The following is a 26,585-nucleotide window of genomic DNA, read 5'->3' as shown; positions in this document are numbered from 1 at the left end:
GTGGCGATTCGGGTTAGAACACGAATCGCCACTCACGACCGGCCCAGCTTCGGACTACCTCTGCCGCTATGCGCATTTGGGCATATCGCAGGCGCGGATACGCATTTGTTCCGCATGGCGCGGACGACCACAGTGAAGGGCATGACGCAGTCAGTGCGGTGGATCCGCAACTTCGTGGACGGCGGCTTCGCCGAGCCGGACGGGCCTGGGTTCCCGGCGATCGATCCGGCGACCGGCGTGGAGTTCGCCCGGGTGCACGAGGCGGATCGGGCGGTGGTGCACCGCGCGGTCACCGGTGCCCGCGCGGCGTTGCACGACGGCTGGGCGGACACTCCGGTGCCGGAGCGGACCGCGTTGTTGCGCCGGGCCGCCGACCGGATCGAAGCGCGGTTCGAGGAGTTCGTCGCTGCCGAGGTCGCGGACACCGGAAAGCCGGTCACCCAGGCCCGTGAACTGGACGTGGCCCGCGCGGTGGCGAACTTCCGCACGTTCGCCGACGTGATCGCGGCCGCGGGGCAGGAATCGTTTGTCACCGACCTGCCCGGAGGGGCACAGGCACTGAACTACGCGGTCCGCAAACCACTCGGCGTCGTCGCCGTGATCGTGCCCTGGAATCTGCCGCTGCTGTTGCTGACCTGGAAGGTCGCGCCCGCGCTCGGCTGCGGTAACGCGGTCGTCGTCAAACCGAGTGACCAAACCCCTTCCACCGCGACGTTGCTCGCCGAGGTGCTGGCCGAAGTCGGCTTGCCCGCGGGTGTGTACAACGTGGTGCACGGGTTCGGTGGCGATTCCGCCGGGCAGTATCTGACCGAGCATCCCGGCATCGACGGGGTGACGTTCACCGGCTCGTCGGCCACCGGAACCCAGGTGATGCGCACGGTCGCGCCCAGGGTACGTCCGGTCTCGTTCGAGCTGGGCGGGAAGAACGCGGCGATCGTGTTCGAAGACGCCGACCTCGACGAGACGCTCGATGGGCTGACCCGCTCGGTGTTCGCGAACACCGGGCAGGTGTGCCTGTGCACCGAGCGGGTGTACGTGCAGCGCTCGGTCTTCGAGGACGTGACGGCCGGCCTGGTGGAGCGGGCGCGCGGGCTGCGGCTCGGCGACCCGTCGGCGGAACGGACCACCACCGGCCCGCTGATCTCGCCGGAGCACCGGCGGAAAGTGCTGGACTACCTCGAGCTGGCCGAACAGGCCGGGGCCGAAACCCTGACCGGCGGTGGGATTCCCGAGCTCGGGCCGGAACTCGACGGCGGCTCTTGGCTGGAGCCGACCCTGTGGACCGGTTTGTCCAATGCGGACAGGCCGGTGCGTGAGGAGATCTTCGGCCCGGTGGCCGCGCTGATCCCGTTCGACACCGAAGACGAGGCGATCACTCTCGCCAACGACACCGATTACGGGCTGGCATCGTCGGTGTGGACCACCGACCTGCGCCGGGGACACCGGGTCGCGCAAGCCATGCACGTCGGCATGTCCTGGGTGAATACCTGGTTCCTGCGCGACCTGCGCTCGCCGTTCGGCGGCATGGGGCTTTCCGGTATCGGCCGGGAGGGCGGCGCGTCCTCGCTGCACTTCTACACCGAGCCGACGAATGTGTGCGTGCGGCTGTGACCGGACAGGAGGACATGATCGTGGACATCGCGAAGATCTCCGCGCTCGCCGATCGGCTGGACACCGCGCAGACCAGGTGCGCGGACACCCCGAGCCTCGCCGACGACCACGAGGTCGACATCGCCGACGCGTACGCGATCCAAGCCGCGTTGGTGACCCGCCGGGAGGCTCGTGGCGAGCGGGTGCTCGGGGTCAAGCTGGGACTGACCAGCGAGGCGAAAATGGCGCAGATGGGGGTATCCGAGGTGATCGTCGGCAGACTCACCGACGCGATGAGGATCGCCGACGGCGGCGGGGTTTCGCTGGCCGGCTTCATTCATCCGAAAGTGGAGCCAGAAGTCGCCTACCGGCTGGCCCGCGACGTCGACCTCGCCGACCCCGCGCCCGACATCGAGTCCCTTGTGGGCGCCATGGCACCCGCGATCGAGATCATCGACTCCCGATACCGGGATTTCCGGTTCACCTACACCGATGTGGTCGCGGACAACACCTCGGCCGCCGGGTACGTGCTCGGCCCTTGGCGTGCGGTCGGTGCGGTGGCGGACCGGGCCGTGCGGCTGCGGTCGGGGGACCGCGAAGTGACCGGTTCGACCGCGGCGATACTCGGCGATCCGGTGCGCGCGCTGCCCGCGCTGGTCGAGTTGTGCCGGAAACGGGACATCCCGTTGCGGGCGGGCCAGGTGGTGCTGGCCGGGGCGGCGACCGAGGCGATACCGTTCGCGCCCGGCGTCGCCGAGGCGGACATCGCCGGGCTCGGCCGCGTTTCGGTGCGGGGGCTGGCATGAGTGGACGGGTGATTTCCGGGCTGGCCACGCCGAGAGGCCGGTTCCCGCATGTGAAGGTCACGGGAGATCTGGTCTTCGTTTCCGGCACCAGTTCCCGGCGGCCGGACAACACCTTCGCCGGAGTCGAGGTGGACGAACTCGGCACCACGAACCTGGACATCCGGGCGCAGACCCGCGCGGTGATCGAGAACATCCGCGGCATCCTTCGCGAGGTCGGTGCCGACCTCACCGACCTCACCCAGATCACCACCTTCCTCGTTTCGATGAACGATTTCGGCGGCTACAACGAGGTCTACGGCGAGTACTTCGACGAAACCGGCCCGGCCCGCACCACGGTCGCGGTACACCAATTGCCACATCCGCATCTGCTGATCGAAATTCAGGCGATCGCTCGGCTGCCGAAGAACACGGAGGTTTCGCGATGACCCACATTCCCGAGGTGGTCAATTTCCAGGCCTGGATCGCCGAGCACGAGCATCTGCTCAAACCGCCGGTGAACAACCGGACCATGGCGCTCGGCAACGATTTCATCGTGCAGGTCGTCGGCGGCCCGAACCAGCGCACCGACTTCCACGTCGATCCCTACGAGGAATGGTTCTACCAGCTCAAGGGCGACATGCACGTGAACATCATGACCGGCGAAGGCCAGAAGACCGTCCGTATCTCCGAAGGCGACACCTGGCTGCTGCCGGGGGATGTCCCGCACTCGCCGCAGCGTCCGGAGGCCGACTCGATCGGCCTGGTCATCGAACGCGTCCGGGAGGAGGGCACGCTGGAGAAGTTCCAGTGGTACTGCCTCGACTGCGACGCGCTGGTGCACGAGGTGCAACTCCAGGTGCGCGACATCGTCGAGGATCTACCGCCGGTGTTCACCGCGTTCTACGGCGACGAGCAGGCCCGCACGTGCGGCGATTGCGGTGCCCTTCATCCCGGGAAGGGCTGAGATGACCGGCCTGATCGACATCCACACGCATTACGTGCCGAACGGCTGGCCGGACCTGCGTGCCGACGCCGGGCCGGACGCGCCGTGGCTACGCGCGGAAACCGAGTCCGAAGCGATGATCATGATGGGGGACAAGGAGTTCCGCCGGATCGGCGCGGATTGCTGGAACGCGGAGACCAGACTGCTGGACATGGACGCCGACGGCGTGCACACCCAGGTGGTCTCCCCGACACCCGCGTTCTTCAACTACGGCCGGACCGGCGAACAGGCGGCCCGGATCGCCCGGATCTTCAACGATCTGGTGCTGGAGATCGTCGCGCCCGCGCCGGACCGCCTGCTCCCGTTCTGCCAGGTTCCGTTGCAGGACACCGACGCCGCGTGCCGTGAACTGGAACGTTGCCTCGCCGCCGGGCATCGCGGAGTGGAGATCGGTAACCACGTCGGCGACCAGGACCTGGACAGTGCCGGGGTGGAAACCTTTCTGCAGCACTGCGCGTCGCTCGGGGTCCCGGTGTTCGTGCACCCGTGGGACATGGCCGATTCACCGAGGTTGGACCGGTGGATGGCGCGGTGGCTGACCGCCATGCCCGCCGAAACGCACCTGTCGATTTTGGCGCTGGTGCTCGGTGGGGTGTTCGACCGGATCGACACGAGCCTCAAGATCTGTTTCGCGCACGGCGGCGGGTCGTTCGCGTTCTGGCTCGGCCGGATGGAGAACGCCTGGCACCGGCGGAACGACGTGATCGGCACCTCGGAGTTCCCGCCGTCGCACTACCTCGACCGGTTCCACGTCGACTCGGTGGTTTTCGACGAGCGGGCGCTGCGGTTGCTGGTGGACACGGTCGGCGCGGAGCGGGTGATGGTCGGCAGCGACTACCCGTACCCACTCGGTGAACGTCCTGTCGGTGAGGTGGTGCGCAAAAGCGGATTCCTCAGGGAGACCGAGCGACGGCTGATCACCAGAGGAAACGCCGAGCGCTTCCTGGCCTTGTCGTGATCGGACAGTCCTAATGCGACATATCGGCGGCGACGTCGGTCAGGCTGCGGATCAGCGCGTCCACCGACGGGCTGAGCGTGCGCTGGGCGGGCAAAGTGAGGCCGACGCTGTGCCCGACGGGTTCCAATGCCAACGCGACCCTGGTGATCCGCGGGTCGTCCTCGGTGATCAGGCTGGGCAGCGCCGCGATCACGTCGGTCTCCAGCAGCAGTTGCCGCACGGTGAGGAACGAGGTGGTCTCCACCCGGTTGGCGGGCAGAGGGAAGCCGTTGCGGGTGAAGAACTGTTCCAGCTCGCGGCGCAGCGCGGTCTCCGCGCCGGGCAGGATCCACGGATACCCCGCGAGATCGGCCAGCGCGACGCCGGTCGCTCCGGCCAGCGGATGCGCGTTGCGCACCACGAGATCCACCGACTCGTCGTACAGCCTGCGCCGCTCGATCCGCTCGTCCGACGGCGCGGTCAGCCTGCCGATGATCAGGTCGACGCGGCCGGCCTCCAGCTCCACCAGCAACGCCTCCGGCGAACCCTCCCGGACCACGATGGTCAGGTACGGCCGCACGGTCTTGATCGCCGCGATCGCCCGTGGCAGCAACATGTTCGACCCGGCGAGATGGGTGCCGACCACCACCGTGCCGCGTTCCGCGTCGGCCAGCTCGGCGACGTGCCGCCCGGCCTGTTCGAGCTGGGCGAGCACCGCGCGGGCGTGCCCGGTGAACGCCTCGCCGAACACGGTCGGGGTGATGCCGCGCGGACCGCGTTCGAACAACCGCACGTCGAGGATCTCCTCGAGTTCGTGCAGACTCCTGGTCGCCACCGGCTGCGTCACGTGCAATTCGGCGGCCGCCCCGACCACGGTGCCCTGCCTGGCCAGCGCGTCGAGCAGGACGAGATGGCGGAACTTCAGTCGGCCGTCCAGCAGGCGAGGCAAGATCACCTGCCGATCCTACCCGCGAGGTGTGTATGAGCACGATTGTCCGAACCGGACCGATTCGCTACGCCACCGCGGCGAGATTCGCGCCACCGGTCGCCATCACCGCTTCGGAGCAGCGGCCGTCCAGCGGGGAGATCTGTCCGCAACCGCCTTCCCGGCTGGACCGGGTGATGGGGCCACCGCGCGATCACCACCCGCAGGGCGAGGACTGCCTCAACCTAACGATCAGCACGCCGAGCCGGGACACCGAGCGCAGGCCGGTGCTGGTCTGGCTGCACGGCGGCGGATTCTCCAGCGGTGGCGGGTTGCTGGACTGGTACGACGGCGGCGCGCTGGCCGCCGAGGGCGATCTGGTGGTGGTCGGCGTCAACTACCGGCTGGGCGCGCTCGGCTACCTGTACCTGGACGGGGTCAGCCCCGGCAACCTCGGCTTGGCCGACCAGCTCGAGGCGCTGCGCTGGGTGCGGGCCAACATCGCGGCCTACGGCGGCGACCCGGACAACGTGACCGTTGCCGGGCAGTCGGCAGGCGGAATCTCGATCCGGCTACTGATGGATCTGCCTGAGGCACGCGGCCTGTTCCGGCGGGCCATCCTGCAGAGCGCGCCGCTCGGCCTCGCCGTCCGCCGTCCCGAGGAAGCGGCGAGGATCGGCCAGGTGTTCGCCGACGCGCTCGGCACCGACCCGCGCACCGCCGGACTCACGGAGATCCTTGCCGCGCACAAGGAAACCGCGTTGACCAACCTGCGGCTCACCGGGAACCCCATGGAACCCGCGTTCGTCCCGGTGGACACGACGGCCCCGGCGTCCTTCGCGGAGAACGTCCGCGATCTCGACGTGCTGTACGGCTGGAACGCCGACGACATGACGGCGTTCCCCGGCGCCGCCGGGACCGACGAGGTCTACGTCGAACCGCTGGCCGCCTTCGGTGACAGGCTGCGCGAAGCCGGAGCGGGCGTCTGCTCGTACCGGCTCGACTGGCGGCCTGAGGCGTCCGAGTTCGGCGCTACCCACTGCGTGGAACTCCCGCTTCTGCTCGGCACGCGGCGCGCCTGGCAGGACAGTCCGATGCTGGGGAAGGTTCCCTGGCCCGAGGTCGACGCCTTCGGCACCGGGCTCCGCGCCGTGTGGGCGACGTTCGCCCGCACCGGTGTCCTCGATCCCACTCCGGTGACGGGCCACCCGATCAGGTTCGCGAAACCCTGAGTGCTGTCGAGTGTTCCGGCTGCTGTCTCGTCTGACGGCTGAGGAGAAGCCCGCGAGCATGGAGCGGACCGGCCTCAGTCCTGCGCATCTCGAATGATCTTGGAAGTCAGTGGCTAGGATGACCAGGTGAGGGACGCCGAGAGCGAGCCAAAGGCCGACGCCTCTGCACGGGACGCGCTGGTCGTGGCAGAGTTCGTAGGACTGCGTACGGAAATCACCAAACTCATCGAGCTTCAATCTCAGCTCGTTTCACTCACGGTGGTGACCGTCGGTGCAGTCCTTGGGGTCGCTGTCCAGGCGCGAAGTCCCAGCTTGGCTTTCGTCTATCCGGTTCTGGCACTTATTCTCGGCATTACCTGGCTCAACCACGCACATGCCATCAGTCGGTGTGCCTTGTATCTTTCAGAGGAATTCGAGCCGCGTCATGGCGGCGGGAAGCTGAGGTGGGAAGCCTTCGTCCGCGAAAACCCGCTGCGATTCGGCATGCTCGGATACTGGGGTGTCCGGTCCGTGTTCATGGGCAGCTCGGTGGTGGCTCTGATCATCGGCTGGTCTCTCATCCGAGCACAAGCCCTCTTGATCACCGCGGGCGTGCTCGCGTCGGTCATCTGTTCGGGCACCATCGCGCTGTTCTTGTTATGGCGCGAACCGTCCCCGCAGGGGCTGCTGGCTGAGTTCAAGCGGGCGGGGGCGTGCGAATGATCGGCTACTACGCGCACCATCTTGGTGCCGGCCATGTCCATCGGGCCGCGGTGATCGCTGCTGAAGCGAAGAGCCCGGTCATCGGGTTCTCCACCGCACCGAAGCCGGAGGCGTGGACAGGGCGATGGATCCGGCTTCCTGACGATGCCGACGTCGTCGATCCCTCCCGTGTCGAGGTGGCCGCCGGCGGGACGCTTCACTGGGTTCCCCGCCGACATGCCGGATTACGTCGAAGGATGGACCTGATCGGGAAGGAACTCGGCAAAGGCGAGATCCGCGTGATGGTGGTCGATGTCTCCGTCGAGGTGTCGGTCTTCGCACGGCTGTATGGGATCCCTGTGGTGGTCGTAGCCCAGCCCGGCGACCGCGGTGACCGGCCACATCGGCTCGCTTACGATCTCGCCGAGCTCCTGCTGGCGCCATGGCCTCGTCTTACGGCCTCGATGTGGCCGCAACGATGGCTGGACAAGACCGTCTATCTCGGTGCGCTGTCCCGATTCGATGGCCGCGCCGCGCCCGCTCTGGGACCAAGCCGGCGAGTGCTGGTCCTGTGGGGCGCGGGAGGGTCGGACGTCAGTGCCGAGATGATCGCCGGCGCCGCGGCCGCATCCCCTGGCTGGGATTGGCATGTGCTCGGAATGTCGATCCCCGAAGCTCCGACGCAAGCCAACCTGACCTGGCACGGCTGGGTGGACGATGTCTGGTGCTGGCTGACTGCCGCGGATGTCGTGGTCACCCATGCCGGCCAGAACGCTCTTGCCGAGGTGGCAGCGGCCCGCCGTCCGGCTGTGGTGATCCCGCAGAATCGTCCGCACGATGAGCAGCACGGCACGGCTGAAATGCTCCGCCAGGTCGACGTCGCGATCGTCGCGACGACTTGGCCCGAGGCGGACCAATGGCCACCACTGCTGGAACGGGCGAAAACGCATGACGGAACCGAGTGGACACGATGGTCGCCAGGTGACGGTGCGGAGCGCGCGGCGTCGGTCTTGGATGATCTGGCGAACACGGATACTTGACCGCTCGCGCAGGCAAGCCGAAATTGTCACCGCAGCCAGGGCTCCCGCTTTCAACGCTGTGGTCATTCGCTTTCTCATCATCGTGGGTCGACATGATGGCCATGCCATAGGTAATTCTGGACGAACTCGAAACTTCGATAAAATGCAAAGTGTCTTTTGATTGTTGCAGGAAAAATTTCTCCGGATCGTCGCTCGAAGTGTGTGTGATCTGACGCAGGCGGGCTCGCTACGGCGGCCCGTGCTGGCGGCCGACGGAGCCGCTGAGGGTGCAAGGAGCGCCAACTCGTCGACCAAGTGATGTGCATGATGGTTTTTTCCCAACCGGCTGACGGTACGTCAAACAGGTGTCGAAGCGATTGTGGAAATTCGATCGGTTATCGGATAAACAGGCGTTTCATCGAAATTTCATGTGCTGCCGATAGCGTCGCGAGAGATCAATAACTCGTCTTTCAGTGGAGGCGCGAGCCTGCCCGGTGGGAATGTTCGTCCGGATGCACTAATCCGACACGGCCATTTGATCGCTCGCTTTTCTTTGCCCGCATCACCGCTCGATCCCGTGCGCGACAACGCTTGTCGTTCTTTGCCGGGGCCTGCTAGCCACATTCATTGATCCAGAGGGGGTCGGGGGCATGTCTGCCTTCGCGTGGGCTCGTCCGGTTCGTCATCACCACAAGGCAGTGATGGTGGCGTTGATCTTGGCGTTGGTGGCGATGGTGGTCCCGGGGGCGGCTCCGCCCGCCTCGGTGCGCGGGGCAGGGCAGGCGTCAGGGGCGGATGGGGCGGTGGCCCCTCCGGAGCATCCGGAGGGGACCTCGTTCAATCCGAATCAGATCAAGGACATCAAAGCGGCCGATCCGGGCGCCGGGGTGAACCTGATCGCGCCACCGTCGGCGAACAACTCCGGCGATGCGCGGATGTCCTATCCGCTCGAGGTACCCAAGGGGCGGGCGGGTCTGGAGCCGAAACTGGCGGTGGCGTACAACTCCGGAGGCGCGAACGGCTGGCTGGGTGCCGGGTGGGACGTCACCATGCCGACGGTCACGGTCGACACCCGCTGGGGAGTACCGCGGTATGACGCGGCTCTGGAGACCGAGACCTACCTCCTGAACGGTGAGCAGCTCACCCCCGTCGCCCATCGGGGCGAGTTGCAGAAGCGGACGGCGGAGAAGGTGTTCCACGCCCGCGTGGAAAGCCGGTTCGACCGGATCGTGCGCCACGGGGACAACCCGGCCGGTTATTGGTGGGAGGTCACCGACAAGGCGGGCACTCGCATGCTGTTCGGCGGGGTGGCCGATACGACGTTGACCGACAAGGCGGGCCGCGTCGCGACGTGGGCGGTGCGCGAGGTCCGTGACCTCAACGAAAATGTCATGCGTTACCACTACGCCCGGGTGGAAGACGGCGGGACAGAGAAGTCGACGGTGCCGGGGAGCAACCTGTATCCGCGCCGGATCACCTACACCGGCCACGGTGACGTCGAAGGCAGATACTCGGTGACGTTCCTTCGTGACCGGGACCGGGGTGAGCCTCGCCGCGGCGATGTGCAGATCGACGCCCGGGGCGGATTCAAGAAGGTGACCGCCGATCTGCTGCGGCGGATCGAGGTCAAGCTGGACGACCAGCTGATCCGGGCCTACGAACTGAACTATCGGACCGGCGCGTTCGCGAAAACGCTGCTGGCGTCGGTGTCTCAGTTCGGTGAGGACGACAAGCTGTTCAACACCCACTCGTTCGACTATTTCGACGACGTGCGCGACCAGGCTGGCAACTACACCGGGTTCGCTGACGCCGCCGGTTGGTCGGTCCCGGATGACGACCTGGGCGTGAACATCCGAGAAGGCGAGGCGAGTGCGATCTCGGCGAACACCTCCGTCGGGTTTGGTGCGCACTTGTTCGCCGGTTACAACGTGCAGGGGTGGCCGGTCAAGCAAGGGGGCGTCGGGTTGAAGGTCGGGTTCAACGCCGGCCAGTCCGATGGCCTGTCGGCGCTGGTGGACGTGAACGGTGACAACCTGCCGGACAAGGTTTTCCGCAAGAACAGCGACGTGTACTACCGCCCCAATTTGAGCACCCCGGGAGGTGAACCGAAGTTCGGTGACACGCCGCTCAGGTTGCGTGACCTCCCGGGGATCTCGACCGAGCGGACGTTGTCGGGCACGATCGGTGTCGAGGCGTTCGTCCTCGCTATCGCCGCGCAGCTGGACTTCGTGGGGACGACGACCACGTCGGATCGGTTTTTCAGCGACGTCAACGGTGACGGCATCACCGACCTGGTCAACAACGGCGGCGTGTTGTTCGGCTACCTGGACGCCAACGGGCAGCCCGCCTACAGCCCGGATTCCACCCGCACCCCGGTGCCGGTCGGAGGTGGCGCGGTGACCGGCGAGATCGTCGGTGACCAGACCGCGCAGTTCAACCAGCAGGTCGACAACTCGCCGCTGCTGGACTCGGTGCGCCGCTGGGTCGCGCCGTTCGACGGCACCGTCCGCGTCGACGGCCGGGTGCAACTGACCGCGGACCCCTCGCCCGCGCGCGCCGCGTACACCAAAGCCGATGGTGTGCGGGTCACCATCCAGGCCAAGGACGCCGAACTCTGGGCGCAACGAATCGGCCCGGACGACCACACCGAGTTCACCCCGGCCAATGTGTCGGCGGTCGCGGTGAAGAAGGGCGACGCGCTCTACTTCCGCACACAGTCCATTCTGGACGGAAAGTACGACACGGTGGCGTGGGATCCGACGATCACCTACACCGACCTGGCGGCAGGCACGGACGTGAACGGGCTGGCGAACACCGTGTTCCGTGCGTCGGCGGACTTCACGCTCGGCGGCCGGTCGTCGCAGGTGATGGTGCCGGTGACCGGCAAGCTCCGGCTGACCGGCGACGTGGTCAAGAGCAAGGTGACCTCGGATGACGTGGCCGTGGTGATCACGAAGGGCGATGGGGTGCAAGCTCCGGCGGAGGTGTTCCGCAAGGTTCTGCCTGCCGCGTCGACCGGGACCACCACGATCGACATGAGTCTCCCGGTCAGCCAGTTCGAGAAGATGTCATGGCACATCAAGACCGACTCCTCGATCGACGTTTCCGCGGTGTCCTGGGTACCGAAGGCGCACTACACGGAGGCGCCGGGGGTGGAGTCGCTGGTCGACGACAAGGGTCAGCCGAGCCTCGTGATCAGCCCGCCGTTCGACGTGGACATGTTTCCCGCCGATACCCTCACGGCGCCGCAGCAGACCTACAAGGTGACCAAGACCGGCAAGCTGAGGGTCCGGCCGGGCGTGAAGCTCAACTTCGGCTTTCCCGGAGCGACCAAGATCGCGTTCACCGTCAAGAAGCGGGGCGGGCAGCTGCTGGGAAAGCGGGTCGTCGACATCGTCAACGGACAGTACGGCTGGCCAGGCCAGGACCTGGACGTGGTCGTCCCGGTCACCGAGGGCGACGAGCTGTATTTCGACCACTCCACAACGGATCCCTACCTGTTCGGCTTGATCGCCGAACAGTCCGCGAAGGTCACTTACGACCTCTCTTCTCCATGGCCGACGTTCAGCCCGGCGCCGAGCGCGGCACACGGCTCCGCTCAACAGGGTGCGTTCCCGCAGCCTTACCGCGGCTGGGGTGTGATCGGCTACCAGGCCAACCGCGACCGGGCCACCCAGCCCATCAAGCAGGCCGAACTCGCGATCGACCAGAGCTTCAAGGACGCACTTCCCCGGGAACCCAAGGAAGCCGACATCCCGGCGTTCGCCGCGAACCCCCGGATCAGCATGCCCCGGCTGGCAATCTTCGCTGCGAATCCGGCCAAGGGCGGCTGGGCCGCGCAGGACGAGTCATCCTGGTTCACCCCCACCATGGCGACCAGTTCCCGGCTCGGCGCGGACACCATCGACGTGGTCACCGATGCCGATGTCGCCGGTGACCGCACGGTGATGCGTCGCGGTGTGACCGGTCAGGTGTCCGGCACGCTGTCCGCCGGTCCGTTCGGGGGCACCGTCGTCGGTGGGATCACCGCCGGGTCGGTGGACTACGTCGACCTCAACGGTGACCGGTTCCCGGACGTCGTTGGCGCCAAGGAGATCCAGTTCACCGATGGCAATGGCGGGCTCGGTGCTCGTCGCGGCACCCTCGGCGGCAACGTCCGCGAAACCGACAACCTGTCCGGCAACGTGTCCTACTCCGCGGGCAGCGAGGCCGCGACACTGGCCAGCGCGCTGGGCCTGGCCGCGCCGGAAGCCGGCAGCAGCAACAACACCGCCACCTCCGGCCCGGTCCAACCGGCACTCGGGATCGGTGGCAGCCTTGGCGGCGGCGAGTCCGACACCCGCGTCGACCTGGTCGACATCAACGGCGACGGTCTACCGGACAAGGTCTTCGCCAACGGCGACGCCCAGCTCAACCTCGGCTACAGCTTCGCCGCCAGGGAACCCTGGTCAGCGGGGCCGATCAACGACGCCTCCACTCGCAACCTCGGCGTCAACCTCGGTTTCAACGTCGACAACTACGGCTTCGCCGGGGGACTGTCCGCCGAACTGAGCACCTCTTTGACCAACGCGAGCATGCTCGACGTCAACGGCGACGGACTCACCGACCGCGTCTTCACCGATGGCGCCAACCCGATCAAGGTGGCCATCAACACCGGCACCGGCTTCACCGCGCCCACTCCGTTCCGCGGCAGCTTTTCCGACATCGCCGTGGACAAGAACGCCACCCTCGGTGCGGGCGTCTACTTCACCTTCCCTGTCCCCACCCCGATCGGCACGTTCGTGTTCAACCCCGGCGTCAACGCCTCCACGAGCATCGGCCGTGCCGAGATCGGCCTGCGTGACGTCAACGGCGATGGGCTGGCCGACCATGTCAAGTCCACCCGGGACAACGAACTGCTGGTGGCGGTCAACAAAACCGGCCGTACGAACCTGCTTCGTTCGATGACGCGGCCGATGGGTGGGCGTGTCGACCTGGACTACGCCCGCACCGGCAACACCCAGGCGATGCCCGAATCCCGCTGGGTCCTGTCCCGTACCACGGTGTCCGACGGCCATGCCGGTGACGGCGCCGACACCCAGCTCACCACCTATCGTTACGAACAGGGCAAATACGACCGGCTCGAACGCGAGTTCTACGGCTTCGGCAAGGTCGTCACCGAACAACGTGACCCTGGTGCGGCCGACGCGCTGTACCGCTCGACCACCGACGAGTACCGCACCGACGGCCCGTATACCCGCGGGTTGCTCGCCCGCACGCTCTCCTCCGACGGCGCGGGTCGGCCCTTCACCGAAACCGTCAACACCTATCAGACACGCGACACCGCGCCGGGCAGCGTGTTCGCTGGACTGTCCCGAGTGGACAAACGATTCTACGAAGGCGCCGAGAAACCCGGCAAGTCCACCTACACCGAAATGTCGTATGACGACTTCGGCAACCAGATCCGCTCGTTCGACGCCGCCGACGAGGGCGTCACCGACGACGTGGAGACCACCTACGGTTACAGCGCGTCCGACCCGGCCTGCCGGGACCGTAACCTGGTCGGGACCGCGAACCTGCTCAAGCAGCGCGGCACCGCCGGCGGCGCCGTGTCGAGACACAGCGAATCCACAGTGGACTGTGTGACCGGTGCGGTGCGGCAGGTCCGCCAGTACCTCACCGACACCGTTTCGGCTGACACCGACCTGGAATACTTTTCTGACGGGAACCTGAAGTCGGTCACCAAACCGGCCAACCGGACCGGTGAGCGGTATCGGCTGGAGTACGGCTACGACACCGTTGTCGGCGTCCACATCGAGTCTATTGTGGATAGCTTCGGGCTGCGGTCGGGCGCTACGCACAACCTGAAGTACGGGCAACCGGACCGCACCACCGACCAGAACGGCCAGCAGGTGCTGCGCGGCTACGACAGCGTGGGGCGGTTGGACACGGTCACCGGACCGTACGAGATCGGTTCGGGCAGGGCCACGATCGACTTCGACTACCACCCCGAAGCCACCGTCCCTTACGCCACCACCCGGCACCTCGACCGCGACGCCGCCGGCGTGCGCGAAGACACCATCGACACCGTCACCTTCACCGACGGCCTCAGACGCGTGCTGCAAACGAAGAAGGACGCGTCGGTCGCGGACAAGCCCGGTGACGAACCGGACCAGGTCATGACCGTGTCCGGCCGTGCGAAGTTCGACTTCCTCGGCCGTGCGGTGGAGCAGTACCATCCGGTGACCGAGCCCAAGGGCGACGGCAACACCACGTTCAACGCCGCTTTCGACCCGGTGACCCCGACTCGCGTGTCGTTCGACGCGCTGGACCGTCCGGTCAAGACGGTCCAGCCGGACGAGGTCACGACCACCGTGGCCTACGGTTTCGGTCCCGACCGTGCCGGCGTCACCCGGTTCGAAACCACCGCGACCGACGGCAACGGCAAACAGAAACGCAGCTACACCGATCTGCGGGAGAAGACCACCGCGGTCAAGGAGTTCAACCCGGCCGGCGGGCAGCCGGTGATCTGGACCAGCTACGCCTACAACCCGCTGGGGCAGCTCACCGCCGTGGTGGACGACAAGAACAACACCACCCGCTCCGAATACGACGCTCTCGGTCGCCGCACCGTGCTCGACAGTCCCGACGCGGGCCGCACCGAGACGCGCTACGACCTGGCCGGGAACCCGACGGCGAAGATCACCGCGAACCTACGGCAGGACGAAAAACAGGTCGAGTACCACTACGACCACAACCGTCTCACCGCGGTCCGCTATCCGACGTTCCCAGCCAACAACGTCACCTATGTCCACGGCGCGCCCGGTGCTCCGGACAACGCCGCCGGGCGGATCACCGAGATCCGCGACGCGGCCGGGACTCTCACGCGCGGTTACGGCCAGTTGGGTGAGACCACCAAGGAAACCCGCACAATCAAGATCGCCGGACAGGCGGACCGCAGCTACACCACAGGGTGGCGCTTCGACGCGTTCAACCGCGTCCTGCAAATGACCTACCCGGACGGCGAGGTCCTCCGCTACGACTACGACACCGGCGGCCAGGTCACCCGCGCCACCGGGGCCAAGAACGGCAGCGACTACATCTACCTCGGCCGCGTCGACTACGACAAGTTCGGCCAGAAAGTCTTGCAGCAGACCGGGAACGGGGTGCGCACCACCTACACCTACGACCAAGCCGACCGCAGGCTCGCCACCCTGAAGTCGAAAACACCGTCCGACACCGAGTTCCAGAACCTCGGCTACGGCTACGACAAGGTCGGCAACGTCACCGCCCTGACCAACAACACGCCACAGAATCCGACGATCGGTGGGCCGAGTAGTCAAACTTTCGGCTACGACGACCTCTACCAGCTCACGTCCGCCAGCGGCCAGTACACGACCAAGACCAACATGCAGGACAAATACACCCTGGCGCTGAGCTATGACTCCATCCACAACACGACCGCCAAAACCCAGCAGCACGAGATCACCGGCACAACAACTCAAGCGGCGTCGCTGAACCGCGGGCAGAGTCCTGTATCACCGGTCGGCGGTGGCGGAGGGAGCCCGGCGTCGCTAGGTCCGCTGACGGTCGGACCAATCGAGCCGGTCGAGAACCCGACCAACCCGGCCGGGGTCCAGGACAAGACCAGTTATGACTACCGGTACGACTACGGCAGCGGAAAGCCGCACGCGCCGAGCAAGGTCGGCCCGATCACCCAGACCTACGACGCCAACGGCAACCTCACCGACACGGTGAACACCGCGGCGGGCGAGGCGAACCGGCGCCAGTACGTCTGGGACGAGGAAAATCGACTCGTCTGCAACCAAGACACCGCGACGACCACTGTCACGCAAACCCCGGCAGGCTGCCAGGACGCCACCGTCGCCTACACCTACGACGCGGCCGGTGAACGCGTCATCAAGAACGGCGACAGCCGATCCCTGTATCCCAACCGCGGTTACAGCGAACGCGACGGCACCGGCTACAAACACATCTTCATCGGCGACAGTCGCCTCACCACCAAAACCGTCGCCGCCGGCGGCCCCGAAAACGCCCAGTCCTACTTCCATGCCGATCATCTCGGCTCTTCCGGCTACGTCACCGACAACCAGGGCAACGTCACCGAACATCTCGAGTACATGCCGTTCGGCGAGACGTGGGTGGAGGAGAAGGCAGGGCAGAGCGGTACGCCGTACAAGTTTACCGGCAAGGAATTGGACGAGGAAACCGGTCTGTACTACCACGGTGCGCGCTATTACAACCCCAGAACCCAGCTCTGGGCGAGCGCGGATCCGGCCCTCGCCGAATTTGTCAGCGGCAGCAACGCCGCAGGCGGCATCACCAATCCGCGCAACCTCGCCACCCATACCTATGCACACAACAACCCGGTCAAACTTGCTGACCCCACCGGCAATTATCCGGTCAGTAAAGAGGAAGAACGTCGACTCAGGGAGAAATACCCCACGCAGACGATCGATAAAGACGGTAAAAGCGCGGGTCCAAAGGTGGACTATTGGGAGTTCAATATTCCCAGAAGACTTGCGGATTTGGCTGGTGGAATCCTGAATCCGAGTGCGGAGATAGATCTTTTCCAAGCGGAACGGGAAGCTAATGATCGCACGGACAAGATATTCGGATGCGGTGCCGGGTGCGGAGATCCGTACAAGGACTCCAATGCGTTCCAGCATGCCTATCTGAGCGCTGTGCTAGCGGTGTTTTTCGGGATTGACAAGTCGAAAGAATTTACTGACGCCTACGAGGCGTATGAGGGAAACAACCTCGATGACGAGTTGATGGATCTTCATAACAATGAAATGGGCAGGGTAGCTTTTCTGAGACTCAAAGAAAAGCTCGGTCGTGATCCTAACAGTTACGATCTTGACGCACTCCCTGACATCATCTTGTCCATGATGAATGATGGAATGATGATCAGGAGGGGGCACGAAAGCACATACGAGTACACGGGAACGCCAAAATGTGTTGCCCCGCCGGGTGAGCACACCACGTGCTGATCAACTGCGGGTAAGGCAATGTGATGTGCGGTAGCTGGCGTCAGCCTGCCCGGAAGGGTGCTACTCGAGGTAAGGCGCCGTGATCCGTGTGGCGTGATGAGGTCGTGAGTGATGAAGAGCATGCTAGACCTCTTTATCACTCACGACCCTCGTCGCCAACCGTGCATGGAGAGCGTTGGGACTGTTCATGACACGCCGGTCATGTTGGGTTGCCAGGAGGTCGCTATCGGGTCAGAGCGTCCTCGCAGGCCGGCTTTACACGCCTTCCGGCTTCGGGATCGGGACACACGGGAAACGACTGGTGTCGACCGAGGTCTCCTTGGTCGGCCCGCAGAGCTGGAGGCCGTCGGTGTTCGTGCCGTCCGGCAGGCTGAAGCCGACCACGCCGATCGCGGTCTCGCCCCGATCGAGGTCTTTGCCCATCAGAGAGTTCGACGACCAGCTGGCCTCGCGCCACGTCTTGTCCGCGATTTTTAGCCTGAGGTCGCTGGCGGGCCAGGCCTCGGTGTAGCAGTACTGGGGGACCTCCTTCGGGTGGTAGGGGTCGCACGTTTCCCCGGCCGTGTTGTTGCGACGAAGCTGCAGGTATTTGATCCTGGCCCGCTGCACGCCCCGATCGGCGAGTGCTCCGGTCACGGCCACATATACCGCGACGTAGTGCTTTCCCGCCTTTGCCGACTCGCCGGCCAGCTCGGGCGTCCAGACGACGTCGACGGCTTTGACCTGGATCGCCTGGTCCAAACCCGGTTCCGTGGTGACGAGAGCCTGGCCGGGGAAGTCGGTGAACTGCGAGTATTTCGGGCCGGACTGGGCTGTGGCCGAGTCATCGGACGGCGCATCGCCGGTGGTCGCCGCAGTGTCGGTGCCGCCGCCGGAGCACGCGGTGATCAGCAGGGCGAGTCCCGCGGCGAGCACGGGCAAGAACCGAGTTGACATGTGATAAGCCTCCGTCAGAGTGATGTGACAACCTAGCACTGAGTGTCACTCCGACGCGGCCGGTAGCGGCATGGTTCCCCCGGATGTGTCCACCGCGGAAATGCGGACAGTTCCTGACCGCTTCTCCTGCGACAGTGCGCTCATGCGAACCGATCACGCCGGGCCACGATGACCGTTCTCGATTCCCGGGCCCTCAACCGCGCGACCCTGGCCCGGCAGCTGTTGCTCGATCGCGCCGATCTCCCGGCGCTCGACGCCGTCGCACACTTATGCGGTCTGCAAGCGCAGGAACCGCAGGAGCCGTTCATCGGGCTTTGGTCGCGACTGCGCGCGTTCCGCCCCGCGGCACTCTCGGACCTGCTGACCGGACGACGCGTGGTGCGGACCCACCTCATGCGGCGCACCGTCCACCTTGTCACCGCCGAGGACATCTTGGCCTGGCGTTCGCGTCACGACGCCATGCTGCGCCAGCGGGTGCTCGGTACCTACCGTCGCGAACTGGACGGGATAGACCTGGACGAGCTCGCCGCGGCGGGCCGGGCGGTGCTGGCCGACGACGAACCCCGCACGATGACCGAACTCGCCAGGGCGCTCGCCGGACGCTGGCCGGAGGCGGGGCCACGTCCGCTCGGCGAACTGCTCATCGCCGGCCTTCTCCCGGTCACGCAACTTCCGCCGCGCGGCCTGTGGCGCACCAAGGCCGGAGCCCGCTATCGGCTGCTTTCCTCGTGGCTGGGCCGCGAAATCGACCCGCCCGCCCCGGACGGCACCGATCCGGTCGGCCGAGCGCTCGTCCGGCGCTATCTCGCCGCCTTCGGCCCTGCGGCCACGGCCGATCTCCGCGCGTGGAGCGGGCTCACCGGGCTGCCGTCCGCGGTGGCCGCACTGCGCGGGGAATTGCTCGCCTTCCGCGACGAACGCGGCCGGGAACTGCTGGACCTGCCCGGCGCGCCACGGCCCGACCCCGATACCCCCGCGCCGGTGCGGTTCCTGCCGGCGTTCGACAACGCGATCCTCGGCTACCACGACCGCACCCGGATCATCGACGACGAGCACCGTGGCCTGTCGGTCGCCGGTGCCCGCGTCGTCCTGGTCGACGGACGCGTCGCCGCGACCTGGACCGTCGACAGCGGGGCCGTGATCATCACGCCGCTGCGCCGGTTCTCCCTGGCGGAGGAAACCGCCGTCACTGAAGAGGGGCATGCCCTTTCGTCGTTCCTCACCGACGGAGAAAGCCATCGGGCGCTGATCGTGGCGGCATCCTGAGCACCGAACTGTTCACTATCGCCGGAACCAGCGCCGCTTCGGGGAGTTTTCTGCCGGCTGTAGTCCCAATCTTCCGGTTAGGAAGAGGGTTCCGGTCACGATGTTGCCGCGCACGGGTGGACGATCGAGCTCGGTGTTCGCGATCGCGACGTCGAGTTCGATCGCGGCGATGGTGCGGACCCGGACCCGATGGAACGCCGTACCGGTAACGGTGTTCACGGGAGTCGCGACGTCGATGACTTCGCCGGCGAACAGCGCGTGGGCGGAGGGCGTCCAGTCGGACGAGGGTTCCGCGAGCGCGAAAGTGCCGGAAGGAATGAAGTAGTCGGCGGCGAACTGCGGTCCGTCGTCGTCCTGTGCGGCAAAGTAGGCCCCGGCGTCGGCGTGCACGGCGACGTCTTCGGCCAAGGCCGCCAGCACCAGGGATCCGGTCTCGAGCCGCCCGCCGGACTGGGTGAGGACCGCTCGATCTTCGAGTTCCACCGCGATGGGACAGACCAATTCGCCTTCGACGCCGTCGAGGAGTTCGAGCATGGCTGTCTCGTCATCGACGAGGCGAATGTCGCGCACCGGTACCGCGGGTGTCGTGCCGGCCAGGCAGGGCAGGAGGAACTCGATCTCGCCGTTGCGGACCTGCGCGACCAGTCGGGCGCCTGAGGGATCGGTCCACACATGCTCGCTGATCTTCTTGGCGACCTGCCGGGCCGAGCCCGTGCTGATCAGGGAGACCACCCTTTCCTGGAACTCCTCCTGGTCGGCGACATCGATCCCGATCGCCTCGAAGTGGCTGGGCACGAATCACTCCTCTGTTGCTCGCGTGTCTGGATCCCGCACTCGGGTGTTACGGCTCCAAGCACTTGAGACCTGTCTGTGAGCACGCATAACACGACTCCGTCGCGGAAAATTCGGGAATGTCTACAATGGACAGATTCAGCGTCCGGCGGAATAGCTCGATGTGCCGCGTTCCGCGTCAGAGCATGGCGAGCCGGTCCACCAGTAACTCCGTCCTGCGCTCGGTGTCCTCCGGCGGGAGTCGTCCCGCTCGGGTCAGGATGGCCAGTCCGTGCAGGCACGCCCAGAACGTCTCGGTGAACAGTTCGGGGCGTACGCCGTCCCCAGCGACCTCGCTGAGGCACTCCAGCAGAGCGGCGAAGGCGTCCTTCAACGGCTCGGGCGTGTCCTCCTGCGCATACGCCAGGCCGCCGTCGAGCTGGAACAGGGCGTCGTAGACGGCCGGATGGCGTTCGGCGAAGGCGAGGTAGGCGCGGGCGAGGGCGGCGACCCGGGCGTGCGGGCCGTCGGCGGCGGCGGTCGCGGCCCGCATCGCCACGGCCATCTCGGAAGCGCCCTGCAGGGCGACGGCGCCGATGATCTCGCGCTTGCCGCGGAAGTGGCTGTAGAGGACGGGCTGGCTGTATTCGATGCGTTCGGCGAGCCGGCGAGTGGTGACCGCGTCCCAACCCTGCTGCTCGGCGAGTTCGCGGGCCGTCGCCACGATGAGGCGTTCGCGGTCCGCCCGTTCGCGCTCCTTGCGCTCCTGTACCGACATAAGTCGATCCTAGCATCGCTAGACAACCGAGCGACAGTAGTACTAGCATCGCCGCATTCGCTAGCAATGCTAGATTTCGGAGGGTCACCATGCTCAGCGCACTCGAGATCGTCACAACCGTGGTCGTCGGCGTGATGGTGGGGGTGGAGTTCTCCGTCCCCTTCTTCATCAAGCCGATCCTCGACGCGCTCCCCGGCGACAACGGCCTGCGCGGCCGCGTCCACGGGGCCCGGGTGGGCGGCGCCGTGATGCCGTTCTGGTACATCGGCTCGCTCGTCCTCGTCGGGACCTGGGCCGCCGCCGGATGGGGCGACGATGGCGCGGGCCTCGTCGTGACCGCCGCCGCGCTGCTGATCGTCAGCGTGCTCATGTCGATTCTGGTGCTCGTCCCGATCAACAACCGGGTCAAGAAGTGGACCGACGGCAGCCGGCCTGCCGACTGGAAGGAGCAGGTGAAGCGCTGGGACCGCTGGCACTACGTCCGCGTCGCCGTCATCATCGCCGCCTTCGCCTGCCTGGCGGCCGCCCTCGCCTGAGCCGCGGCCGCCGGGTCACTGGAACGGGGTCTGCGGACCGGCTGCCGAGATGGTCGTACGGCCCGAGATCCGGAGTTCCGCGCGGCGCAAGTCCTGCCAGTGTGCGGTTTGTGCCGGGTATTCCCGCAACCAGACGTTTTAGGCGGCGCGGAAGGCCGGGTTCGTGGAGTCCATGCCGAGTACGGTCTCCGGGTCGTCCAGCCCGCGCAGGGTTTCGGCCGGTTTCTCGCCCCGATCGACGACGCGGCTCGGGGCGATCGACGGCACCGAGCCGGCCGGGAACGCATCCGGTACGCCTGGGGAGGCCCAGCGGATCGGCAAGGAATACCTCGTCGACGGCCTGCTCCCGAACGGCGACCTCGATATCGCGCCCCACCCCCTGCCGGTGCCGACGGCGGGAACCGCGGCGGCCGCGCGTCCGGCCGTCGTTTCGCAGCACTCATGACACCCGCTGGCCCGCCCCGGTTCCGGCCGGGGCGGGTCAGCCTCGCGAAGGTACCGACGCCGCATGGGTGCCGTGGCACACACTCGCGTGCTTGAAGCCGGATCTCGTGTGCTTGGAGGAGTAACACCCGAGTGCGGGATCCGGGCACGCGAGTCCCGTCTCGGAGCACGCGAGTTACGCCTTCGCTCTGCCCTCCACCCGGCGAACAGGCCCATCCAAAACCACGAATCGGTTGCCCTTCTCCTCCAGGACGCCGAGCTCGATTCGCGGCTCGAATTGTCAGGTCTTGGCGAGAGAATCGCCAGGAGGATCGATGTACTCCACGTACAACGGTGTGGCTGCCAACACGGTGGCAGCTCGATCATTTTCGTCCTGTTGGCCGGGGAAGAGGGCGGTGACACGTGCGTAGCCTGCCATCCACGCTGCGGTGTAGTCGGTGCCCAGAGAGGCGGAGAGCGACGTCACCGCTCGTAGCTCGTCGCGGTTCGAACGATGCTTTCCGCTGGGACTTCCGGTGTCGAACGCGGCGCTGTCGTCAAGCTGATTCCCCCTCTCCTGCTGTTCGCGCACGAGTTCGAACAGGGGCTCGACCCTCCAGCGGGAGTTGGACTCGACCACATTCGAAGACATGTCCGAGGTGCCGAGCAGGTAGGTCGCCGTGCCGTGCAACAACAGCCGCAAACTGCCGCCGGTGGGGTAGCAGGCGCTCGGCTCGTTCGGGTCTGCGAAGAACACCGACACCCCGTCTCTTGTCACGCCGTAGCTCAGGGGAGCCTCGAAGTGCACCCACTGTCCTGGGCGCACCGCGGGATCCGCGAACCACTTCGGCGCCCGTGACGAGGACTCCAAGGTGGCAATAGCCGCTGCGAGGCTGGGCTTGGATGGCTTGGCTGTCTTGCCGATCCTCACTCCACCCAGGGGCGTTTTCACCTCGGCGTCCATATCCCGAAGAAGCCGACCTGCCCATCCGGACAGGTAAGGCAACAACTGCTGGAGTTTGGCCTCGGAAACATAGAGCAGCTCACGCACAAGTCCATGATGCCCCAAGTCGAAGAACCGGCCTTCGACGAACATCGACTGCGCCGAGCGGTCGGCGCATCCTCCGGACCTTGGCGCCGGTGACGCGGAGGCCCAGCGCGGCACCATCGTTGGCCCGGCGATCCCGAGCGGTACATCGAGACCCTGCGGCTCCACAGTGCCGTCGCGACGGAATGATCAATTGATGCGCTATCGTGATCGAAGTTGACGTATTTTTTCCACGAATACGTGTCGGCGCAGGTCCCGGCCCCTCGAACGGTATTCCCGAAGGACTCCGATTGTTGCGCCTGGCAAAAAGTCTCTTTGTGCAGTGTTGTGGTTGTCGGCTCCGTGACGTCGAGGTTAGACTCGGTTCGGCCGATCGAGGGGCTTTCGGCCTATCACCTGCGAAGACCTGTCGACATCGGTAGGTCGCCGTATCCGCGCGATGACGCGCGAAATGCCTGCCGTTACTGTATCTGGGGGACTTGCATGCCTGTGGCGAATGGTGAACTTCACGAATCCGTTTCAGAACGCATGACGCACCTGCTCGGGGAGGTGCTGAAAACCCAAAGCATGATCATCATACTGCTTTCCAGAATGCATCCGAAGGAGCAACCGGAGCCGGAGGAGTTCGTCAAGACGGTGATCGGCTATCCGTTGGACACCGAAGGCGCCGAGGCGGTCGGGAGGACCGTTTCCGGTCCGCGGCAGGGGCTGGGTCGCCAGCTCACGCCGCGCGAGCTGGAGGTGGTCCGGCAACTGGCGGAAGGCAAGTCGAACCGGTTGATCGCCCGGACGCTGGGTATCTCCGAGCGGACGGTCAAGGTGCACCTGAAGACGGTCTTCTCCAAGCTTCGCGTGGCGTCGCGCACGGAGGCGGTCCTGAGTGCCCTGCGGCTGGGCCTGGTGGAAACCGGCAGGTAAAAGCCCTCTTCCGAAGTTCTGGTCTCGAATCCCACCCCTGCCTTAAAGCGTTGACGCAACGGTGCGTCTATGCTTATATCGAGACTCAACGGTGCGTCTAGACAAGCGTCTGATCGCCGCTTCGAGAACTTTCCGCCCCGCTCAACACCTCGTCCTCTGAACCCACAAGGAGCGCTCCGCGTGTCGAACATCCAGACGTCGCCCGGCTTACCGCCTTCCGCCGAGCGCTCGCGCGGCCCGTTGGCGGCGGTCACCGCCTTCGCCTTCTGGGCCGTGATGGTGGGCACCACGGTGCCCACCGCGCTGTACCCGCTCTACAAGTCGCAGTTCGCCTTCGGCTCGCTGGCCGTGACGATCCTGTTCGCCGTCTACGCCGTTGGTGTCGTCGCCGGTTTGCTCGTCTTCGGGCGAGTGTCGGACCAGGTCGGGCGCAAGCCGGTGGTGTTCGCCGCGGTGCTGCTGGCCGCCGTCGCCGCGGTCGTGTTCCTGACCGCGCAAGGCCTGCCCGCCCTGCTCGTCGGTCGCGTGCTGTCCGGTTTCTCCGCCGCTCTCGTCACCGGTGCGGCGACGGCCGGCATCATGGAACTGTTTCCGTTGGCGCGCAAGGGAAGGGCGCCTATCGTCACCCTGCTGTCCAACATGGGCGGGCTGGCCTGCGGCAACCTGATCGCCGGACTGCTCGCCGAAACCGGGATCGCGCCGCTGCGCCTGCCGTGGATCGTGCACGGCGGCCTGCTGCTGATCGCCCTGGTCGCTCAGGTGTTCGTGCCCGAGACGGTGGCCGTCACCGGCAAGCTGAAGCTGGCCCCGCAAAAACTGCACGTGCCGCGCGAGATCCGCGGTGTCTTCCTGCGTTCGGCCATGACCGGTGGCGCGGGCTTCGCGGTGCTCGGCGTCCTCACCGCGGTCACCGGCATCCTGCTGGCCTCCGAACTGCACCTGACCAGTCCGGCGCTGACCGGCTTCGTCGTGTTTCTCGCGTTCGCCTGCACCGCGCTCGGTCAGCTCGTGCTCCGGCGGATGCGGCCCGCCATCGCCCTGCCCGTCGCGTGTTCGGCCCTGATCCTCGCGTCGGCGCTCGTCGCCCTCGCCGTGCTCACCGCTTCGCTGACAGCGCTGCTGCTCGCCGCGGTGGCCACCGGTTTCGGCACCGGGATCGCGATCGGCAGCGGCATGCTGGCGATCACCACGGGCGCCGCGCCCCAGCTGCGCGGCGCCGCCGTCTCCACCTTCTTCGCGATCCTGTATGGGATGCTGAGCTTGCCCGCGGTGGGCGTCGGCGTGCTCATCCAGCTGTCCGGCCTGCGGGTCGCGGGTACCACGTTCGCGATCGTGGTCGCGCTGATCGCGGCAGGGGTGCTGCTCAGCCTGACCAGCCAGAAGAAAGCAGCCGAATGACCAGCACACGTCCGTCCACCGGCAAGAGCCCCCACGGCCACGCGGGACCCCGCCGCAACGTGAGCGCCCGGCAGGCCGTGCTCGACGCCGCCGACGACCTGCTGGTGGAACGAGGTTTCGCCGGGGTGACCATCGAGGCCATCGCGAACCGCGCCGGAGTCGCCAAACAGACGATCTACCGCTGGTGGAAGTCGAAGGTCGAGATCCTCCTCGACAACCTGGAGGAAGATGGCGAAGCCGCGCTGGCGTGGGAGAACGGCGATGGGGAGCCGCTGGCGGAGCTGGTCGGCCAGCTCTCGCGGCTGCAGGCGTTCCTGCGCGACGAAGCCGCCGGTGCGGTCATGCACAGCCTCATCGGCCAGGCCCTGCACGACCTCGACACCGCCCAGCGGTTCCGGGAAGGTTTCCTGCTCGCGCAGCGGCGGCGGGATCTGGCCGGGCTGCGGAACGTGCTGGAGCGCTTGGACTGCGCGCCAACGGGCGACGCCGAGCTCGCCGACCTGCTCGACCGGCTGCTCGGTCCGATCTACTACCGGTCAGTGGTGCTCGGGATCTCGTCGAGTCCCGAGTTCCTGGAGGAGCTGGCCCATTCGGTGGTCGGGCAAGCCCGCGAGCGGCGGCGGGGATGACCCGGTCGCGGCCGGTCCGCCACCGCGTCCCGGCATCGGTGGTCGACGTCGTCCGGTTGCCGGAGCCGTTCGTGCGGATCACGCTCATGCTCGGCGGCGCCGACGGCGTGCGGTTCGACGGGCCGACCCGGTGGGTGAAGTTGTTCGTCGTCGACCCCGACACCGGAGCGCAGGTCGGGCGGGCCTACACGGTGCGACGGCAACGCTCCGCCGAGATCGAACTCGACATCGTGTTGCACGGCAACGGCCCGGTGGCTCGGTGGGCGGAATCGCCGCTGCTCGGCGAGGTCGTGACGGTGGCCGGGCCGCGCGGCGGGTTCACCCATCCGAAGCCCGGAACGCCCTACCTGCTCGCCGGCGACGAAAGCGCCGCACCGGCGATCGCCTCGATTCTCGGCTCCCTGCCCGCGGGACACGGCAAGGTGACCGTGGTGCTCGAGGGCGGTGAGCACTTGCTGCCGCCCACCGATCCGGCGAAGACGTCGGTGTGCTCGCTGCGCCGGAGCGAGGGGATGAAGAAGGGCTCGTTGATCACCCCGGCGCTGCGTGCGCTCCCGAAACCTTCCGTCGGCTCGGTGATCTGGGTCGCGGGCGAGGGCGGCGCGGTGAAGCAGGCGCGAATGTTATTTCTCGACGAATGGGGCCTCGATCGTGATGAGTTCTCGACCAAAGGCTATTGGAAATACGGTGAGCCCGATCATCGCGAGTAGCTGAGCT

Annotated in this window: 21 protein-coding genes; 16 read left to right on the top strand and 5 right to left on the bottom strand. The window is 66.5% G+C overall.

The genetic code is table 11. The features are described 5' to 3' along the window. The first annotated feature begins 141 nt into the window (after nucleotides 1-141). Genes ACZ54P_RS32765 through ACZ54P_RS32745 form a run of 5 tightly spaced genes read left to right on the top strand, consistent with a single transcriptional unit; the run spans nucleotide 142 to nucleotide 4,336 of the window. On the top strand, nucleotides 142-1,611 hold the full coding sequence (locus ACZ54P_RS32765) for a 2-hydroxymuconic semialdehyde dehydrogenase (protein ID WP_465465471.1): 1,470 nt from the start codon (nucleotides 142-144) through the stop codon (nucleotides 1,609-1,611). Continuing rightward, nucleotides 1,608-2,396, top strand: coding sequence for a 2-keto-4-pentenoate hydratase (locus tag ACZ54P_RS32760; RefSeq protein ID WP_465465470.1), 789 nt, complete (start codon nucleotides 1,608-1,610; stop codon nucleotides 2,394-2,396). Before ACZ54P_RS32765 ends, ACZ54P_RS32760 begins: the two co-directional genes overlap by 4 nt. Next, the gene (locus ACZ54P_RS32755; RefSeq protein ID WP_465465469.1) at nucleotides 2,393-2,821 is read left to right on the top strand and encodes a RidA family protein; all 429 of its coding nucleotides are present in this window, start codon (nucleotides 2,393-2,395) and stop codon (nucleotides 2,819-2,821) included. Before ACZ54P_RS32760 ends, ACZ54P_RS32755 begins: the two co-directional genes overlap by 4 nt. After that, nucleotides 2,818-3,339, top strand: coding sequence for a 3-hydroxyanthranilate 3,4-dioxygenase (locus tag ACZ54P_RS32750; RefSeq protein ID WP_465465468.1), 522 nt, complete (start codon nucleotides 2,818-2,820; stop codon nucleotides 3,337-3,339). The genes ACZ54P_RS32755 and ACZ54P_RS32750 overlap by 4 nt, the downstream gene beginning before the upstream one ends. A 1-nt stretch (nucleotide 3,340) precedes the next feature. Further along, nucleotides 3,341-4,336 carry an amidohydrolase family protein gene (locus ACZ54P_RS32745; RefSeq protein ID WP_465465467.1) on the top strand — a complete coding sequence of 332 codons (996 nt, stop codon included), beginning with the start codon at nucleotides 3,341-3,343 and terminating at the stop codon, nucleotides 4,334-4,336. 10 nt (nucleotides 4,337-4,346) lie between these two features. Here the strand turns inward: ACZ54P_RS32745 and ACZ54P_RS32740 are convergent, their stop codons facing one another. After that, nucleotides 4,347-5,270 carry a LysR substrate-binding domain-containing protein gene (locus tag ACZ54P_RS32740; RefSeq protein WP_465465466.1) on the bottom strand — a complete coding sequence of 308 codons (924 nt, stop codon included), beginning with the start codon at nucleotides 5,268-5,270 and terminating at the stop codon, nucleotides 4,347-4,349. Between the two features lie 26 nt (nucleotides 5,271-5,296). On the opposite strand from ACZ54P_RS32740, the gene ACZ54P_RS32735 reads away from it, so the two are divergent. The 4 genes from ACZ54P_RS32735 (at nucleotide 5,297) to ACZ54P_RS32720 (ending at nucleotide 17,165) form a co-directional block, all read left to right on the top strand. Beyond that, the gene (locus tag ACZ54P_RS32735) at nucleotides 5,297-6,472 is read left to right on the top strand and encodes a carboxylesterase family protein (protein WP_465465465.1); all 1,176 of its coding nucleotides are present in this window, start codon (nucleotides 5,297-5,299) and stop codon (nucleotides 6,470-6,472) included. A gap of 126 nt (nucleotides 6,473-6,598) precedes the next feature. Next, nucleotides 6,599-7,174, top strand: a complete 576-nt coding sequence (locus tag ACZ54P_RS32730; protein WP_465465464.1) for a hypothetical protein — start codon at nucleotides 6,599-6,601, stop codon at nucleotides 7,172-7,174. Next, nucleotides 7,171-8,193 carry a glycosyltransferase gene (locus tag ACZ54P_RS32725; protein ID WP_465465463.1) on the top strand — a complete coding sequence of 341 codons (1,023 nt, stop codon included), beginning with the start codon at nucleotides 7,171-7,173 and terminating at the stop codon, nucleotides 8,191-8,193. Before ACZ54P_RS32730 ends, ACZ54P_RS32725 begins: the two co-directional genes overlap by 4 nt. Nucleotides 8,194-8,873: 680 nt before the next feature. Next, nucleotides 8,874-17,165: a SpvB/TcaC N-terminal domain-containing protein gene (locus ACZ54P_RS32720; RefSeq protein WP_465465462.1), complete on the top strand. Its 8,292-nt coding sequence runs from the start codon at nucleotides 8,874-8,876 to the stop codon at nucleotides 17,163-17,165. 255 nt (nucleotides 17,166-17,420) lie between these two features. Here ACZ54P_RS32720 and ACZ54P_RS32715 read toward each other — a convergent pair whose 3' ends face one another. Beyond that, nucleotides 17,421-18,101, bottom strand: a complete 681-nt coding sequence (locus ACZ54P_RS32715) for a hypothetical protein (RefSeq protein ID WP_465465461.1) — start codon at nucleotides 18,099-18,101, stop codon at nucleotides 17,421-17,423. Between the two features lie 168 nt (nucleotides 18,102-18,269). On the opposite strand from ACZ54P_RS32715, the gene ACZ54P_RS32710 reads away from it, so the two are divergent. Further along, a complete protein-coding gene (locus ACZ54P_RS32710; protein ID WP_465465460.1) occupies nucleotides 18,270-19,367 on the top strand; it encodes a winged helix DNA-binding domain-containing protein in 1,098 nt (365 codons plus the stop codon). A gap of 15 nt (nucleotides 19,368-19,382) precedes the next feature. Here ACZ54P_RS32710 and ACZ54P_RS32705 read toward each other — a convergent pair whose 3' ends face one another. After that, complete coding sequence (locus ACZ54P_RS32705) at nucleotides 19,383-20,162, bottom strand: hypothetical protein (protein WP_465465459.1); 780 nt, start codon at nucleotides 20,160-20,162, stop codon at nucleotides 19,383-19,385. A gap of 175 nt (nucleotides 20,163-20,337) precedes the next feature. Then, nucleotides 20,338-20,916: a TetR/AcrR family transcriptional regulator gene (locus ACZ54P_RS32700; RefSeq protein ID WP_465465458.1), complete on the bottom strand. Its 579-nt coding sequence runs from the start codon at nucleotides 20,914-20,916 to the stop codon at nucleotides 20,338-20,340. An 89-nt stretch (nucleotides 20,917-21,005) separates the two neighbouring features. On the opposite strand from ACZ54P_RS32700, the gene ACZ54P_RS32695 reads away from it, so the two are divergent. Both ACZ54P_RS32695 and ACZ54P_RS32690 read left to right on the top strand, forming a co-directional pair. Further along, the gene (locus tag ACZ54P_RS32695; protein WP_465465457.1) at nucleotides 21,006-21,452 is read left to right on the top strand and encodes an anthrone oxygenase family protein; all 447 of its coding nucleotides are present in this window, start codon (nucleotides 21,006-21,008) and stop codon (nucleotides 21,450-21,452) included. A gap of 172 nt (nucleotides 21,453-21,624) precedes the next feature. Continuing rightward, the gene (locus ACZ54P_RS32690) at nucleotides 21,625-21,897 is read left to right on the top strand and encodes a hypothetical protein (protein WP_465465456.1); all 273 of its coding nucleotides are present in this window, start codon (nucleotides 21,625-21,627) and stop codon (nucleotides 21,895-21,897) included. A gap of 279 nt (nucleotides 21,898-22,176) precedes the next feature. Here the strand turns inward: ACZ54P_RS32690 and ACZ54P_RS32685 are convergent, their stop codons facing one another. Further along, on the bottom strand, nucleotides 22,177-22,926 hold the full coding sequence (locus tag ACZ54P_RS32685; RefSeq protein WP_465465455.1) for an SAVMC3_10250 family protein: 750 nt from the start codon (nucleotides 22,924-22,926) through the stop codon (nucleotides 22,177-22,179). Between the two features lie 525 nt (nucleotides 22,927-23,451). On the opposite strand from ACZ54P_RS32685, the gene ACZ54P_RS32680 reads away from it, so the two are divergent. The 4 genes from ACZ54P_RS32680 to ACZ54P_RS32665 all read left to right on the top strand — a co-directional run bounded on the left by ACZ54P_RS32680 (nucleotide 23,452) and on the right by ACZ54P_RS32665 (nucleotide 26,578). After that, nucleotides 23,452-23,841, top strand: a complete 390-nt coding sequence (locus ACZ54P_RS32680) for a response regulator transcription factor (RefSeq protein WP_465465454.1) — start codon at nucleotides 23,452-23,454, stop codon at nucleotides 23,839-23,841. 180 nt (nucleotides 23,842-24,021) lie between these two features. Then, on the top strand, nucleotides 24,022-25,239 hold the full coding sequence (locus tag ACZ54P_RS32675) for an MFS transporter (protein WP_465465453.1): 1,218 nt from the start codon (nucleotides 24,022-24,024) through the stop codon (nucleotides 25,237-25,239). Next, nucleotides 25,236-25,868 carry a TetR/AcrR family transcriptional regulator gene (locus tag ACZ54P_RS32670; protein WP_465465452.1) on the top strand — a complete coding sequence of 211 codons (633 nt, stop codon included), beginning with the start codon at nucleotides 25,236-25,238 and terminating at the stop codon, nucleotides 25,866-25,868. The genes ACZ54P_RS32675 and ACZ54P_RS32670 overlap by 4 nt, the downstream gene beginning before the upstream one ends. Continuing rightward, nucleotides 25,865-26,578 (top strand): siderophore-interacting protein, encoded by a 714-nt coding sequence (locus tag ACZ54P_RS32665; RefSeq protein ID WP_465465451.1) that lies wholly within the window; start codon nucleotides 25,865-25,867, stop codon nucleotides 26,576-26,578. The genes ACZ54P_RS32670 and ACZ54P_RS32665 overlap by 4 nt, the downstream gene beginning before the upstream one ends. The last annotated feature ends 7 nt before the right edge of the window (nucleotides 26,579-26,585 follow it).

The sequence above is a fragment of the Amycolatopsis sp. NPDC034160 genome, assembly GCF_055575355.1.
Note: the sequence above shows the minus strand (reverse complement) of the source record. Positions and strands in the feature narration are given on the sequence as shown.

Bases quoted from the DNA above. Each gene is read 5' to 3' on its own strand.
- ACZ54P_RS32750 (WP_465465468.1), top strand. From the start codon at position 2,818: ATGACCCACATTCCCGAGGTGGTCAATTTCCAGGCCTGGATCGCCGAG.
- ACZ54P_RS32720 (WP_465465462.1), top strand. From the start codon at position 8,874: ATGGTGGCGTTGATCTTGGCGTTGGTGGCGATGGTGGTCCCGGGGGCG.
- ACZ54P_RS32670 (WP_465465452.1), top strand. From the start codon at position 25,236: ATGACCAGCACACGTCCGTCCACCGGCAAGAGCCCCCACGGCCACGCG.
- ACZ54P_RS32690 (WP_465465456.1), top strand. From the start codon at position 21,625: ATGCCGAGTACGGTCTCCGGGTCGTCCAGCCCGCGCAGGGTTTCGGCC.
- ACZ54P_RS32710 (WP_465465460.1), top strand. From the start codon at position 18,270: ATGACCGTTCTCGATTCCCGGGCCCTCAACCGCGCGACCCTGGCCCGG.
- ACZ54P_RS32735 (WP_465465465.1), top strand. From the start codon at position 5,297: ATGAGCACGATTGTCCGAACCGGACCGATTCGCTACGCCACCGCGGCG.
- ACZ54P_RS32665 (WP_465465451.1), top strand. From the start codon at position 25,865: ATGACCCGGTCGCGGCCGGTCCGCCACCGCGTCCCGGCATCGGTGGTC.
- ACZ54P_RS32715 (WP_465465461.1), bottom strand. From the start codon at position 18,101: ATGTCAACTCGGTTCTTGCCCGTGCTCGCCGCGGGACTCGCCCTGCTG.
- ACZ54P_RS32695 (WP_465465457.1), top strand. From the start codon at position 21,006: ATGCTCAGCGCACTCGAGATCGTCACAACCGTGGTCGTCGGCGTGATG.
- ACZ54P_RS32755 (WP_465465469.1), top strand. From the start codon at position 2,393: ATGAGTGGACGGGTGATTTCCGGGCTGGCCACGCCGAGAGGCCGGTTC.
- ACZ54P_RS32765 (WP_465465471.1), top strand. From the start codon at position 142: ATGACGCAGTCAGTGCGGTGGATCCGCAACTTCGTGGACGGCGGCTTC.
- ACZ54P_RS32680 (WP_465465454.1), top strand. From the start codon at position 23,452: ATGACGCACCTGCTCGGGGAGGTGCTGAAAACCCAAAGCATGATCATC.
- ACZ54P_RS32700 (WP_465465458.1), bottom strand. From the start codon at position 20,916: ATGTCGGTACAGGAGCGCAAGGAGCGCGAACGGGCGGACCGCGAACGC.
- ACZ54P_RS32745 (WP_465465467.1), top strand. From the start codon at position 3,341: ATGACCGGCCTGATCGACATCCACACGCATTACGTGCCGAACGGCTGG.
- ACZ54P_RS32725 (WP_465465463.1), top strand. From the start codon at position 7,171: ATGATCGGCTACTACGCGCACCATCTTGGTGCCGGCCATGTCCATCGG.